The sequence below is a fragment of the Burkholderia sp. AU33423 genome (assembly GCF_002223135.1).
Lineage (GTDB): Bacteria > Pseudomonadota > Gammaproteobacteria > Burkholderiales > Burkholderiaceae > Burkholderia > Burkholderia lata_D.
In genome coordinates, this window is sequence record NZ_NKFH01000007.1 from 2,283,006 (window position 1) to 2,296,949 (window position 13,944).

General features: G+C 68.3%; 12 protein-coding genes. 2 read left to right on the forward strand and 10 right to left on the reverse strand.

Annotated elements, in window-relative coordinates; genetic code table 11:
- Positions 1-24: 24 nt before the first annotated feature.
- From CFB50_RS28865 to panE, 5 genes are all read right to left on the reverse strand, one after another.
- Positions 25-1,038, reverse strand: a complete 1,014-nt coding sequence (locus tag CFB50_RS28865; RefSeq protein ID WP_089448096.1) for an ABC transporter permease — start codon at positions 1,036-1,038, stop codon at positions 25-27.
- Positions 1,025-2,545 carry a sugar ABC transporter ATP-binding protein gene (locus tag CFB50_RS28870; protein WP_089448451.1) on the reverse strand — a complete coding sequence of 507 codons (1,521 nt, stop codon included), beginning with the start codon at positions 2,543-2,545 and terminating at the stop codon, positions 1,025-1,027. Before CFB50_RS28870 ends, CFB50_RS28865 begins: the two co-directional genes overlap by 14 nt.
- A gap of 62 nt (positions 2,546-2,607) precedes the next feature.
- Positions 2,608-3,552: a substrate-binding domain-containing protein gene (locus CFB50_RS28875; RefSeq protein ID WP_089448097.1), complete on the reverse strand. Its 945-nt coding sequence runs from the start codon at positions 3,550-3,552 to the stop codon at positions 2,608-2,610.
- A 121-nt stretch (positions 3,553-3,673) separates the two neighbouring features.
- Complete coding sequence (locus tag CFB50_RS28880; RefSeq protein WP_089448098.1) at positions 3,674-4,633, reverse strand: AraC family transcriptional regulator; 960 nt, start codon at positions 4,631-4,633, stop codon at positions 3,674-3,676.
- 233 nt (positions 4,634-4,866) lie between these two features.
- A complete protein-coding gene (panE, locus tag CFB50_RS28885; protein ID WP_089448099.1) occupies positions 4,867-5,814 on the reverse strand; it encodes a 2-dehydropantoate 2-reductase in 948 nt (315 codons plus the stop codon).
- A gap of 250 nt (positions 5,815-6,064) precedes the next feature.
- Between panE and CFB50_RS28890 the strand changes: the two genes are divergently transcribed.
- A complete protein-coding gene (locus CFB50_RS28890) occupies positions 6,065-7,618 on the forward strand; it encodes a methyl-accepting chemotaxis protein (protein ID WP_089448100.1) in 1,554 nt (517 codons plus the stop codon).
- A 25-nt stretch (positions 7,619-7,643) separates the two neighbouring features.
- Here the strand turns inward: CFB50_RS28890 and CFB50_RS28895 are convergent, their stop codons facing one another.
- On the reverse strand, positions 7,644-8,321 hold the full coding sequence (locus CFB50_RS28895) for a response regulator transcription factor (RefSeq protein WP_089448452.1): 678 nt from the start codon (positions 8,319-8,321) through the stop codon (positions 7,644-7,646).
- Between the two features lie 387 nt (positions 8,322-8,708).
- On the opposite strand from CFB50_RS28895, the gene CFB50_RS28900 reads away from it, so the two are divergent.
- Positions 8,709-9,203 carry a hypothetical protein gene (locus CFB50_RS28900; RefSeq protein ID WP_069252109.1) on the forward strand — a complete coding sequence of 165 codons (495 nt, stop codon included), beginning with the start codon at positions 8,709-8,711 and terminating at the stop codon, positions 9,201-9,203.
- Positions 9,204-9,230: 27 nt separating this feature from the next.
- Here the strand turns inward: CFB50_RS28900 and CFB50_RS28905 are convergent, their stop codons facing one another.
- The 4 genes from CFB50_RS28905 to CFB50_RS28920 all read right to left on the reverse strand — a co-directional run bounded on the left by CFB50_RS28905 (position 9,231) and on the right by CFB50_RS28920 (position 13,938).
- Positions 9,231-9,737: a hypothetical protein gene (locus CFB50_RS28905; RefSeq protein ID WP_089448101.1), complete on the reverse strand. Its 507-nt coding sequence runs from the start codon at positions 9,735-9,737 to the stop codon at positions 9,231-9,233.
- Between the two features lie 133 nt (positions 9,738-9,870).
- Positions 9,871-11,292, reverse strand: a complete 1,422-nt coding sequence (locus CFB50_RS28910) for a sigma-54 dependent transcriptional regulator (protein ID WP_089448102.1) — start codon at positions 11,290-11,292, stop codon at positions 9,871-9,873.
- A gap of 111 nt (positions 11,293-11,403) precedes the next feature.
- Complete coding sequence (locus CFB50_RS28915; protein ID WP_089448103.1) at positions 11,404-11,988, reverse strand: hypothetical protein; 585 nt, start codon at positions 11,986-11,988, stop codon at positions 11,404-11,406.
- Positions 11,989-12,144: 156 nt separating this feature from the next.
- Positions 12,145-13,938, reverse strand: a complete 1,794-nt coding sequence (locus tag CFB50_RS28920) for a chemotaxis protein CheA (protein ID WP_089448104.1) — start codon at positions 13,936-13,938, stop codon at positions 12,145-12,147.
- Positions 13,939-13,944 lie beyond the last annotated feature (6 nt).

Below are 13,944 nucleotides of genomic sequence, written 5' to 3' on the forward strand. Positions count from 1 at the left end.
TTCGGATACCGGATTAATCAAGCGTTACCGCGACCGTTCGCGGCTGATGTAGATCGCGAGCAGGATGATTCCGCCCTTGATCACGTTCTGCACATACGGGTTCACGCCGATCATGTTCAGCCCGTTGTTGAGCACGCCGAGCAGCAGCGCGCCGACCAGCGTGCCGAGGATCGCGCCGCGCCCGCCGGAGATCGACGTGCCGCCCATCACGACGGCCGCGATCGCGTCGAGCTCGAAGCCCACGCCCGCGTTCGGCTGGCCGCTCATCAGGCGCCCGGTCAGCACGATCGCGGCGAGCGCCGACGTAAGCCCGGCCAGCGTGTAGACGATCAGCTTCACGCGCGCGACCCGCACGCCGGTGAGCCGCGCCGCCTGTTCGTTGCCGCCGATCGCGTATACGTAGCGGCCGAACGGCATCCGGTCGAGCAGCAGCGACGCGACGGCATAGACCACCAGCATGATCAGCACGGGGGCCTGGATGCCGAACACCTTGCCGCTGCCGAAGAACGCGACCCAGTCGGGCAAGCCGTCGATCGGATAGCCGCCCGTGTAGATCAATGCCAGGCCGCGCGCGATACCCATCGTCGCGAGCGTGACGATGATCGGCGGCATCCCCGCGAACGCGACGAACACGCCATTCAGGAAGCCGAAGCCGAGGCCGACCGCGATGCCGATCGCGAGCGCCGCAACCGCGTTCACACCCGCGACCATCAGCCCCGCCGCGAGCGTGCCCGACAGCGCCATCACCGAACCGACCGACAGGTCGATCCCGCCGGTCAGGATCACGCAGGTCATGCCGACCGCGATGATCGCGTTGATCGACACCTGGCGCAGCACGTTTTCGAGGTTCGCGGCGGACAGGAAGCTCGGGCTCGCGATCATCATCGCGATGCACACGACGATCAGGCCGACGAGTGGATAGAACAGCGTCGAGCGCCGCAACTGCGCCCACATCGCGCGGGGCGGCGGTGCGTCGCCGTTTCCGGCGGTAGCCGCGAGCGTCGTGGAAGGCGTGGAAGAAGAATCAGGCAGGTTCATGGGTCGCTCCTCGCGTGCCGGCCGTGGCATAGGTCATGACCGTGTCGGGATCAATCTCGTCGCCATCGAGCGTCGCCTCGATGCGGCCCTGCCGGAACACGGCGACGCGATCGCACATGCCGACGATTTCCGGCAGCTCGGACGAGATCATGATGATGGCGTAGCCGCGCGCGGTGAGTTCGCGCATCAGCCCGTAGATTTCGGCTTTCGCGCCGACGTCGATGCCGCGCGTCGGCTCGTCGAAGATCAGCACCGACGTGTGATGGTTGAGCCAGCGCGCGATCACGACCTTCTGCTGGTTGCCGCCGGACAGCGTCGCGACCTCGGTGTGGATCGACGGCGCCTTCACGCCGACGCGCCGCATCACGTCGTGCGTGGTACGTGCTTCACCGCGGCGGTCGATCAGCCAGCGCATCGACCGGTACTTGCCGAGGTTGTTCAGCGAGATGTTGTCGCGGATCGAGAACGACGTGACGAGCCCTTCCGTCTTCCGGCTTTCCGGCAGGATGCCGATGCCCGCGCGCAGCGCGTCGGCCGGATCGGCGAGCTTCGCCGCCGTGCCACGCACGCGCACGTCCTTGCGATGCGCACGCGTCGCGCCGATCACCGCGAGCGCGGTTTCCGTGCGGCCCGAGCCGACCAGCCCGGCGAAGCCGAGGATCTCGCCGGCATGCAGCGTGAAGCGGTTCACGGGGCCGCCGCGCTCGATCTGCAGTTCGTTGACCTCCAGCACCCGCGGCGCGTCGGCCGCGCGCGCCGGCTTCGGCGGAAAGCTGCTTTCGATCCGGCGGCCGACCATCATCCGCACGAGCTGTTCGACGTCCGTGCGCGCGACGTCGGTCGTCGCCACGTACTGGCCGTCGCGCAGCACCGTGATGCGGTCGCACACCGCGAAAATCTCGTCGAGGTGATGCGAGATGAAGATCATCGCGACGCCCTGCCGCTTCAGCTCGCGCATGATCGCGAACAGGTGCTCGGCCTCGGCCGGCGTGAGCGTGGCGGTCGGTTCGTCGAGGATCAGGATGCGCGCGTCGAGCGACAGCGCCTTGCCGATCTCGACGAACTGTTGCTGCGCGACCGACAGCGCACGGATCGGCGCATCGAGATCGATCGCCACGCCGAGCCGCGCGAAGATCGCGGCCGCCGCGTGACGCATCCGCTTGCGGTCGCGCGCGCCCCAGCGATTGCGCAGCTCGCGGCCGAGGAACAGGTTGTCGACGGCGTCGAGGTGCGGAATCAGGCTGAATTCCTGGAACACGATGCCGACACCCGCCGCGACCGCGTCGTGATAGTCCGCGAAATGGCGTGCGGTGCCGTCGATCTCGATCGTGCCGGTATCCGGCTGATGAATGCCGCACAGGATCTTCATCAGCGTCGACTTGCCCGCACCGTTCTCGCCGAGCAGCGCGTGAATCTCGCCGCGCGCAATCTCCAGATCAATGTCGGACAGCGCCTTCACACCCGGAAAGCTTTTCGTGATGTGGCTGAGCCTGAGTATCGTGTCCATCGGCTTCTCCGTGCGAAGAGCGCCGGCCGTGCCGCCGCCCTTCGCGTCGCATCGCACGTCGTTCACCAGCTGAAGCCCTTCGCGTTGCCGCGATCGACCACCTTCACGTCGACCGGGATCGCCTTCGGCACCGTCGCGCCCCACTTGCGCGCGATCGCGATGCCGAGCGCGATGCGCACCTGGTCGGCCGGGAACTGCGCGGTCGTCTCGATGAACTTCGAATTCGGCTTCTGGATCGCGGCGATCGCCTCGGGCGCGCCATCGACGCTCGTCAGCTTGATGTCCTTGCCCGAGCTCTCGATCGCGGCGAGCGAGCCCATCGCGCCGCCATCGTTCACGCTGAAGATGCCCTTCAGGTTCGGATGCGCGGAGATCATGTTTTCCGTGACCGACAGCGCGGTCGCGCGCTCCTGCTTGCCGTTCTGCGTGTCGACCAGCTTCACGTTCGGGTATTTCGCGAGCCCGGCCTTGCAGCCGCGCACGCGTTCGAGAATCGGCACGACCGGAATGCCGTCGAGAATGGCGACTTCGCCGCTGCCGCCGATCGCCTTCGCGAGGTAATCGCACGACATCACGCCCGCGTCGTAGTTCTTCGAACCGACGAACGAATCGACCGGGCCGTTCGCGTTCGCATCGACGGCCACCACCACCGCGCCGGCCTTCTTCGCCTGCGTGATCGCCGACTGGATGCCGGTCGAATCGGTCGGGTTCACGAGCAGGATGTCGATCTTCTTCTGCAGCATGTCCTCGACATCGCTCACCTGCTTGCTGACGTCGTGATGCGCGTCGGTGACGACGACCTGCGCGCCGATCGACGTGGCCGCGTCGTTCAATGCCTTCTGCATCGTCACGAAATACGGGTTGTTCAGCTCCTGGAACGTCATGCCGATGCGCAGCGGTGCGGCCTGCGCAGCGGCGGCGGGCAGCCAGGCCGCGACGGCGAGCGCGGCAACGGCCGCCAGGCGGGCGGCGCGACGGGGGGATGAAGCGGGCGATGCGTGCGTCATGACGGTGTCTCCGGAATTGTGTGCAGCTTTTTCGTGGGTGAATGCGCCCCTCGCGACGTGGGCGACGCGATTGCGCTGGGTGAAACGGTGTGGAACGTTGAGGCGGCCCGCGGCCCCGCGATCATCCGGGCTGCGGTGCGCGCTCGGGGAAGCCGGCCGTGACGACACGCGGCGGCAGCGGATTGCCGGTGGGCGCCGCATGCAGCGCGAGCTCGCGGCTGCGCGCGTTCAGGCGCTGCAGCGCGCGGAATTCGGACGGCGCCATCCCCTTCACCGCGCGGAACTGGCGGTTGAAGTTCGACACGTTGTTGAAGCCGGCCTGGAAGCAGATATCGGTGATGTTCGCGTCGTCGGCGAGCAGCATCTGGCACGCGGCCTCGATCCGCAGACGATTCACGTACTGGACGAACGGCATGCCCGTCTGGCGGTGGAACGCGCGCGAGAACGCGCTGACGCTCTGCCCGGTCAGTTGCGCGAGATCGGCTTCACGCAGCTCGGACGCGAGGTTCTTGCCGATGTACGACAGCGCATGGCTGAGCCGCGTGGGCGTGACGTCGGCCTGGTCGTACGCGGGGCTCGCGAGCAGCGTGCGTTCGGCCGCCCCGCAAAGCCGTTCGAGGATCGTCATGAACAGCGCGATGCGGCGCATGCCGCGCGCGGCCAGCAGTTCGTCGAACAGCGGCGCGATCGCGGCGCTGGTCGCCGCGTCAAAGCCGACGCCGCGCCGCGCATCGTCGAGCAGCGCCTGCGCGTCGCGGCATTCGGGAAACGCGTCCATGCAACGGCGCACGAACGCCGGGTCGAACTGGATCACGAGATTGCGGCGCTCGACGGTTTCGCCTTCGGCCATGTCGCTGACCCAGTTGTGCGGCAGGTTCGGGCCGAGCAGCACGAGATGGCCGGGGCCGAACGAGCCGATGTGGTCGCCGACGAAATACTTGCCGCGCGTCGCGACGATCAGGTGCAGTTCGAATTCGGGATGGAAGTGCCAGCGGATCGTGCGATACGGATAGCCGTGCGACCAGACCTTGAACGACTCGTCGCGTCGCACGTCGACCACTTCCAGATCGGGGTGCATCATTGTTGGCGTCTCCATTCCCATGTCTCGCTGGCCGGTTCGTGGCGCGCGTGCGCCGCGTCTTTCACACGGCGACGCGACCGGTCGCATGGGAAGCAATGTAGGTCGATCGAGCGCGCGGCTCCACCAACTTTACGCCTGATTTCCGATACTTTTTTGCGCATTCCGGCCGCACAGGGTGCCGGACGACAAATTTGTGCAGCGCGGAACGGCCGGGCGGCCGCCCGCTCCGGTGCTTACGCGGCCGCGTGCTCGCGCGCCGTCCGCACTTCGTATGCCTTCAGGTGGTTGTACGCGATCCGCAGCAGCGACAGGGTATCGGCCGCCTGCGGGTCGCGGCGCGCGAGCAGGTCGCCGATCACGTGATCGGCTTCGACGCGCGCATGGTTCTCGATGTCGCGCAGCATCGACGCGGTCAGCGGGGACGGCGTCAGCACCATCCGTTGCATCCGCTCGATGGCGGCCGGATCGGGCCGGTGGCCGTTGTGCTCGGCAATCGCGCTGCATTCGCCGAGCATCGTCTCCAGCAGGCGACGGCCGTCCGGCGCGGCAAGAATGTCGCCCACCGAGCCGCGGAACAGCGACGTGCTCGCGGCGAGCGTCGCGAGGAACACCCATTTTTCCCACATCCGCGCGGCCACGTTGTCGCTGAGCGTCGCATCGAACCCCGCGCCGCCGAGTACGTCGGCCACCGCGCGCACGCGCGGCGATTCGCCGCCCGCGAGTTCGCCGAAGGTGACCCCGTGCGTGTCGTTGAGGTGCACGATGCGCTGCTCGCGATCGAGCGTCGCCGCGATCACGCACAGCCCGCCGAGCACCGGCGCAGCGCCGAACCGGTCGCGCAGCACGTCGAGATGACGCATCCCGTTGAGCATCGGCAGGATCAGCGTCTGCGGGCCGACGAACGGCGCGAACGACTGAATCGCATTGTCGAGGCTGTACGCCTTGCAGCTCAGCAGCACGAGGTCGAACGGCGCGACGCCGGCACCCGCATCGCCCGCGCGCACGGTCTGCACGTTCGCGAGCGTCAGGTCGCCGCGCGGGCTGCGGATCAGCAGCCCGTCGCGCGCCAGCGCGGCCGCGCGGCCGTCGCGCACCAGGAACGTCACGTCGCGCCCCGCCGCGGCCAGCCGGCCGCCGAAATACCCGCCGACCGCGCCGGCCCCTACTACCAGAATTCGCATCGTTGCCTCCTTTCGGTTTTATTCGCCGCCGCGCCGCCGAGCCGGGCTCGCGGCGCGCACGCCATCGCCCCTGAGTATAGCGACACCCGTTATGCATATGCATAGATACCCGTGTCGGCATGAGAGGCATGCGTCCACGGTACCGGTTCATAGGGATAACCCGTCTATGGTAACGGTCGCCGGGCGCCGTCAAGACACTTACCCCGTCACGCCGTTCCGGGGCGCTTCCACGACTGACCGACCACATACCATGCGCAACCTTTCACTGAATCAGAAACTCGCCTCGATGATCGTCATCCTCTGGCTCGGCCTGCTCGTGATCGCCGGGCTCGGCGCATGGCAGACGCGCGCCTCGATGATCACGGACCGCCGCGAACAGCTCGCGTCGCTGGTCGCGCAGGCCGCGAGCGTGACCGATCATTTCTACAAGCTGTCGCAGCAGAACGCGCTGCCGGAAGCCGAAGCGAAGCAGAAGGCGATCGAGGCGATCGCCGCGATGCGCTCCGGCGCCGACGGCTACATCTCGATCAATGACTCGAAGCCGGTGATCGTGATGCATCCGATCAAGTCCGAGCTCAACGGCAAGGACGTGTCGAATTTCACCGATCCGAACGGCAAGCACCTGTTCGTCGAGATCGTGAAAGCCGGCAACCTGGAAGGCGGCAAGGGCTTCGTCGAGTATCTGTGGCCGAAGCCGGGCGCCGACAAGCCGCAGGACAAAACCAGCGCGGTGCAGCGCTTCGCGCCGTGGGACTGGTATCTCGTGACCGGCATGTACATGAACGACGTCCGCTCGGCGGTGCTCGAAAGCGTCGGCCGCTGGCTCGCGATGACGGCCGTGCTCGGCGGGATCGCGACCGCCGTGATGGTGCTGGTGCTGAAAAGCGTGCGTGCGAACCTCGGCGGCGAACTGGAAGTTGCGCTCGACGCAGCGCAGCGCATCGCGCAGGGCGACCTGACCGCGCGCGTCACCGTGAAGCAGGACGATCGCGGCAGCCTGCTGCATGCGCTGCACACGATGCAGAGCGGGTTGATCGACATGGTGTCGCGCGTGCGGATGGGCACCGAGAACATCAACGTCGGCGCGAGCGAGATCGCGTCCGGCAACACGGACCTGTCGCAGCGCACCGAGGAACAGGCGGCCGCGCTCGTCCAGACCGCGTCGAGCATGGACCAGATGACCGCGAACGTGAAGCAGAATGCCGACAGCGCCGCGCAGGCCGCGTCGCTCGCCGACCAGGCCGCGCAGGTCGCGACGCGTGGCAGCGCGGTGGTCGACGACGTCGTGCGCACGATGAACGAGATCACCGACCGCTCGCACAAGATCGGCGACATCATCGGCGTGATCGACGGGATCGCGTTCCAGACCAATATCCTCGCGCTGAATGCGGCCGTCGAAGCGGCGCGTGCCGGCGAACAGGGCCGCGGCTTCGCGGTGGTCGCGGCCGAGGTTCGCTCGCTCGCGCAACGCTCGGCGACGGCCGCGAAGGAGATCAAGTCGCTGATCGTGTCGTCGAACGAGACCGTCGAGCAAGGCGCGGCGCTCGTCACGCACGCAGGCGAGACGATGGCCGAGATCGTGCAGTCGGTACGGCGCGTGAACGAGATCCTCGACGAGATCAGCCATGCGTCGCGCGAACAGAGCGCCGGGATCGAGCAGGTCAATCGCGCGGTGGGCGAGATGGACCAGGTGACGCAGCAGAACGCGGCGCTCGTCGAAGAAGCCGCGGCCGCCGCGCATTCGCTGCGCGATCAGGCCGAGGCGCTGCGGGATGCGGTGACGCGGTTTGCGTTGCCGGCCTGACGGCGGCCGCCCGGCGCACGTGCGCTCACGCGGCGCGGCCGGGCCGCGACTCGGTCAGACCGGTGCCGAGCCCCAACCCCGCCGCCCGCTGGATCAGCTCGACGTCGTTGCTCACGCCGAGCTTCTTCATCGCGCTGATCTTCTGCGCGCTGACCGTCTGCTTGCCCTTGCTCAGACGCTGCGCGATCGTCTTGATCGGCACCCCCGACAGGTACAGGCGAATGACCTCGATCTCGCGCGCCGACAGCTTCACGGGCGCTTGGCCGCGCTCGTCGGCTGCATCGACCGCGCGCCTGACGAGCGGCGACAGGTAGCGCCCGCCGCTGTAGCTCGAATGAATGGCCGTGACGATATGGCCGACCTCGTCGAACTTGCTGACGACGCTCACGCCGCCGATCGCGAGCATCGACCCGAAGATCAGCGGATTCTCGTTCGCGACCAGTGCGACGATCCCGACGTTCGGACGCGTGCGCCGCAGCCAGTTGAACAGCGCAAGGCCGTCCATCTGCTCGTCTCCGCGGATCGCATAGTCGACCAGCACGACATCGCAGTCGACACCGCCGAGCGACGCGACCAGTTCGGCCACGCTCCGGTACACCGCGACGATCTCGATCGCACAGCCGCTGCCCGCGACCTGCTCGATGCCGGCCAGCGTCAACGGCCAGTCGTACGCGAAAACGACGCGAACATTGAATTTCCTCATGCGCAGTTCCAGGTGGTTCATCGGCCGCGCGACACGGAACGCGCACGGCCGGTTCGGCGTTGAAAGAACGTTCAGGCTATTTTTAGCCTGATCATCGATTCTAGGCAGGCGTGCTCAGGCGGGATATCGGACGGCATCGGGATCAACCGTCGGGGACGTAATACGAGTTTGAAATTTGCGCCGGTTCGAACGCCCGACACATCGGAGCCAACCTCCGCGGACACCGGCCAAATGGCCAGCGTGGCGGCCGATGCGGGCCAAGCGACCGGCCAGCAGGTAAAATCGACGCCTTTGCATCCCGCGCCGGGCCACCGGCGGCGAGCGACGCGCCGATGCCGGCCGCGCGCCGCCGCCCGTTTGCCGGCTGCCCGTACCCCCGCTTTCCCCATGACCGAATCCGACCTGCAACCCGACGACACCTCCATCCACGAAGACGGCCTCTGGCGCGACAACGGCTGGACGGCCCGCATCATCAAGAACGAAGACGACGACGGCTGGGCCGTCGAGATGATCAAGGACGGCGAGTCCGAGCCCGCGCTCGTCGGGCCGTGGACCATGGGCCGCGACAAGAAGAACCCGAAGCCGATGGACGCGAACGCGTTCCGCACGCTCGTGAAGACCGCGACCGAGGTGCTGATGCGGCACGAGCAGCAGCGGCGCGCGATGCTGCACAAGGAAGTGACGGTTCAGGGCGAGGACGACCAGGATGTGTCGGTGACGCTCGACATCGTGCCGGACGAGTTCGAGCCGTACGCGCAGCTCAAGGCATTCGATCCGTATGGCGAGCTGCTGGCCGAAGCGAAGGTGTCGGCCGGGTTCAAGCTCAACAAGGCCAGCGCCGAGCGCTGGGTCGCATCGGGCTTCGAGCGGCCGGCCGCCTGATCGCGCGCGGCGCGCCGGGCCGCGCGCTCAGGCGCCGGCGCCCTGCCGTGCGCGCCGCAGCCGGCGCGCCGCCAGCTTGCGCCGCACGAGCTGTTCGAACTGCCGCGTCGCGACCGCCGGGTCGCGCGCGATCAGCCCGAGCGCGTTGCGCACGAGCTGGATCGGCGTCAGCACGAGGCCCCACGGCAACCCCCACCAGCCGAACGCGGCCGAAGCCAGCAGCGCGACCGCCTGCTTCCTGCGGCCGCAACGCCGGCAGCACACATGGTGTCGCGTCGCCCAGCGCGTGACGAACAGCAGCGACACGACGCGATGCGACGCATGGACATCGACCGGCTGGTCGTCGCGACCGCAGATCGGGCACGGCCCGTAACGCCAGTCGTGCACGTACTCCCAGACTTTCGCGTCGGGTACCCGCTCCGCCTCGACGACGATCGGATGCGCTTGCGCGCACGCCGGACGGCAATAGCGGCGGCCGTCGATCGACCGCCCGCCGACCAGGAACGTCCTGCCGCAGTGACTGCACTCTGCCACGGTAACCTCGGATGAGCGTGATGCGCCGCGTGCCGGCCGCGCGCAGCATGGCTGCAGCGGCGGTCGGGACGGGCCGTTTCCTGTCTTAACGGCCGACATCGCGCGGTCTTGAGCGGCGGTTTGCCGCAGCGCGTCAGCTGTGCAACCCGTGCGCGGTCATCAGCCGATACAGCGTCGCACGCGAGATGCCCAGCTCGGCCGCCACGTCCGCATGCTGGTGGCGGTGGCGCATCAGCGTTTCCTCGATCGCGTGCCGCTCGGCCTGCCGGCGCGCTTGCGCGAGCGTCGGCGGCCGCCGCGACGTGTACGGGTGCAGTTCGAGATCCGACGCCGAGATCATCGGGCCGTTCGTCATCACGACCGCGAACCGGATCCGGTTGATCAGCTCGCGCACGTTGCCGGGCCATGCGTAGTTGTGGATCGCTTCGATCGCGCACGGCATGAAGCCGCGAATCCGGTGCGAACTGTCGCCGCGATAGCGCTGCAGCACGTAATCGGCGAGCAGCATGATGTCGCGGCCGCGCACGCGCAGCGGCGGCTCGTCGATGCGCAGCACGCACAGGCGGTAGTACAGGTCGGCACGGAACCGCCCCGCCGGCATCGCGGCCTCGAGATCGACGTGGGTCGCCGACACGATCCGCACGTCCACCGGAATCGACGCGTGCCCGCCGAGCCGCTCGATCGTGCCCTCCTGAAGGAAACGCAGCAGGCTTGCCTGGCTCTCGAACGGCATGTCGCCGATTTCGTCGAGGAACAGCGTGCCGCCGTGAGCGGCCTCGATCCGGCCGATCTTGCGCTGGTGCGCGCCGGTGAACGCGCCGCGCTCGTGGCCGAACAGTTCGGCCTGCAGCAGCGTCGGCGGAATGGCCGCGCAGTTCACGGCGACGAAGGGCGCGTCGGCGCGCAACGACTGCTGGTGGATCGCCGCCGCCGTCAGTTCCTTGCCGGTGCCGGATTCGCCGGCGATGAAGACGGTGGCGTCCGTGTTCGCGACCTTGCGGATCGTCGCGAACAGCCGGCGCATTGCGTCGCACGAACCGATCATCGTGCCGCCGGGGGGCGCCGCATCGGCGTCCGGGCTGCTGTCCGCGAGCTTCAGCATCCCGTATGCATGGCCGACCAGATAGCCGATCGTCGTATAGGCGTTCGCATTGCGCACGTAGTCGAAGCAGCAGCGGCGAATCAGGCGCGCGATGGTGAGATCCCGCAGCCGTTCAGGGTCGGCGAGCGCGACCCAGCCGACGCGCGGATCGCGCAGCAGCGTCTCGAACGACGTGACGTCGGGCGACGCGAAGCTGCCGAAATCGACGATGCCCGCATGCGGACGGTTCACCCTGACGAGATTCAGTGCGTCCGCAACGGTTTTCGCGCGCCACACGTCCCAGCCGCGTGACGCGAGGCAGTCGACGAGCGCGGGATCGTGCTGCCGCGACAGGTAGACGAGTGGCCGCGGCGGTACGACATGGTTGCGCCGGACGGCAACGAACGGCGCCGTACCCGCATCGCGTTCGAAATCCTGCGGGCCCGACTCCCTGATCTGGCAGCAATAGTTCACGATGGCCTCATCGCTTGGATGGCTTGTCGAAACGGCCGTTGCCGGATCGCGCGGAGCGGGACATCATGGTCCCGCGGCGCGGCGCCGGGCCGTCCTCGAATTGACGTTTCGTTATCGGCAGAACACGACACGCTGCGTGTAGATTTGCGGCTCGACGACCGGCTTCGCGGAGCGGTTGAGGTCGTCACGATAGGCGCGGTAGGTCTTCCCGTTCACCGTCACCTCCGTCGCAGGGGCCGTCTCGATCGAGCCGAGCCCGTTGCGCTGCCACCCGCTCACCCGATCCGCCGCCGTCACGTTCGACTCGCCGGCGATCTTCTGCGTGATCGCGCTGCCGTCGCTCCATGGCTGCGTCTGCATGTCCTCGGCATGCTGCATCGCGCCGACCGTCTTGCCGGTCGATGTCGGCCCCTTCTGCGCTTCGAACGGCGCGCCACGGCCGTACACCGGTGATTGCCACGACGGGGCGTGACCTTCCTCCGGCATCATGTAGATCATCTGCGGATCGCCGATCATCATCATCGGCGCGCATGCCGTGTTGTCGGCGCGACCGAGCGTCGACAGCGCCTGCTGGACGCTCACGGCGTTCGCGGCGGTCTGCTCGCCCAGGATCACGAAGACCGCCGGGTTCTGAAATACCGACTGCGCCGCGGCTTGTGCGCTGTACAACAATAGAGCGACCAAAAAGATCCTCATGATTGAGGCCTCCTTGCATCCTCGTCAGGCAAAAAGAGGTGTTGACCTCGGGGATGGGACCAACACCAGTCAAACAGGAAACGACCGCCGGGCATCGGGTTCGAACGTCTCCCGTGCGGCCGGTGTTCCGGTCACACGGGAAACCGACCCGCGTGCTTACGACGACGTGCTCGTCGAGATGGCCGCCGGAGCCGGCACGACCGGTGCAGCCGGGGCGGCCTGCTGGTCGACCGAAGCCGGCGGCAATGCTTGCGCCGGATCGGACAACGCCGGCATGTCGGCGGGCTGCGCAGCCGCTTCTTCCGGCACCTTCGCGTCGGCAGTCGGCAGGTCGGCAGGCGCCGCGGCTACGGCAGGCTGCGCGGCTTCCGGTGCGGGCGCTGCCGCGGCGACCGGCGCCGGCTCGGCGGCCTTCGCATCGGCTGCCGGGGCGGGCATCGCGGCTTCGGCCGCGGGCGCCGCGACGACGGCAGCGGCCGGCGTCGTGTCCGCAGCCGGCGCGGCAGCGGCCTGCGCTGCGTTGTCGGTCGCGGCCGGCATCGACTCCGGCACCTTGTCGGCGACGGGCTGCACGGGCTCGGGGGCCTTGTCGGCGATCGCCGGTGCGGGTTCCGGTGCCTTGTCAGCGATCGCCGGTGCGGGTTCCGGTGCCTTGTCGGCGATCGCCGGTGCGGGTTCCGGTGCCTTGTCAGCGATCGCCGGTGCGGGTTCCGGTGCCTTGTCGGCGACTGCCGGTGCAGGTTCGGGCACCTTGTCGGCGACCACCGGTGCGGGTTCCGGTGCCTTGTCGGCGACCGGCTGCACGGGCTCCGGAGCCTTCGTGTCGGCGACCGGTGTGGCAGGCGCTTGCGATGCCTTGTCCGCGACTGCCGCTGCGGCGATCACGGCGGCAGCCGGCACGGCAGCAATCGCAGCCGCCGGGACGACCGACGCTGCGGGTGCGGCGGCGACAGCGGGCGCCGCGGCTGCGACGGCAGGTGCTGCAACGGCCGGGGCGGCGGCAGCAACAGCAGGCGTCGCCACTGCCGGTGCGGCGGCCGCAACAGCAGGCGCTGCCACTGCCGGTGCGGCTGCAACTGCAGGCGCTGCAACGGCCGGCGCCATCGACGGCACGGGCACGGGCACCGGAACCGACACGGGTGCAGCCTGCACCGAAGTCGTCGCCACCGGACGAGGCTGCGCCGGTGCCGGCGCGGCAGCGCCGAGCGGCGGCAAGCCCATGCGGTCGCGCACGATCGGATCGCGATACTTCACGTCGTCGGCGACCGTCGCTTCCACGCTCGGCGCCACGTTCGAACGGGCGAGCGGCGCGGTCGTGCCCGGGCACAGGTGCCCGGTCGCTTCCACCGCACGCCGGTTCGCGTCGCTCTGGCAGAGCAGCGCGAGCGCCACGTCGGTCAGGCCCATCGCACGGAATTCACGCGCATCGAGACGCCGCACGCAGGCCTGGTCGACCAGCGTCGTGCCGCCCGTCGCGCCGAACCCCGGGAACGACACGCCGACGCTCACCGATCCCATGCAGGTATCGGACAGCGTGGTCGTGAGGCCCGGCGCCTGGATCGAGGGGTTCGTCTTGATCGTCTGCGTGCCGGAGTAGTTGACGTTTTCCGACGTCTGGGTGTTGTACGGATTGGTGCCGGGCGCGCCGGACGACTGCAGCGAGTTCACGCTCTGTGGCGTCACGTTGCCGCCGGCCGTGCCGGACGGCATCGTCACGTTGACGTTCACGCTCGAATTGCCGCTGCCGCGCACCCCGCTGCTGCTGGTGGCGTTGCCGCCGCGCGAACTCGTGGTGTTCGTGTTCATGCTCGAACCGCCGCCCTGGCTGATCGCAGTCGAGCCGCTCGACGACTGCGAGCTCGAACTTGAGTCCGCGGTTTGCGCGTGAGCCCCGATCGTGGTCATCGCGAACATCGCCGCACATGCCACCTTGATCCTGTTGCTGTTCATTTCACT

Coding starts and splice junctions, on each gene's coding strand:
- CFB50_RS28895 (WP_089448452.1), bottom strand. CDS start 8,321: ATGAGGAAATTCAATGTTCGCGTCGTTTTCGCGTACGACTGGCCGTTG.
- CFB50_RS28870 (WP_089448451.1), bottom strand. CDS start 2,545: ATGGACACGATACTCAGGCTCAGCCACATCACGAAAAGCTTTCCGGGT.
- panE (WP_089448099.1), bottom strand. CDS start 5,814: ATGCGAATTCTGGTAGTAGGGGCCGGCGCGGTCGGCGGGTATTTCGGC.
- CFB50_RS28875 (WP_089448097.1), bottom strand. CDS start 3,552: ATGACGCACGCATCGCCCGCTTCATCCCCCCGTCGCGCCGCCCGCCTG.
- CFB50_RS28880 (WP_089448098.1), bottom strand. CDS start 4,633: ATGATGCACCCCGATCTGGAAGTGGTCGACGTGCGACGCGACGAGTCG.
- CFB50_RS28890 (WP_089448100.1), top strand. CDS start 6,065: ATGCGCAACCTTTCACTGAATCAGAAACTCGCCTCGATGATCGTCATC.
- CFB50_RS28865 (WP_089448096.1), bottom strand. CDS start 1,038: ATGAACCTGCCTGATTCTTCTTCCACGCCTTCCACGACGCTCGCGGCT.
- CFB50_RS28900 (WP_069252109.1), top strand. CDS start 8,709: ATGACCGAATCCGACCTGCAACCCGACGACACCTCCATCCACGAAGAC.
- CFB50_RS28920 (WP_089448104.1), bottom strand. CDS start 13,938: ATGAACAGCAACAGGATCAAGGTGGCATGTGCGGCGATGTTCGCGATG.
- CFB50_RS28915 (WP_089448103.1), bottom strand. CDS start 11,988: ATGAGGATCTTTTTGGTCGCTCTATTGTTGTACAGCGCACAAGCCGCG.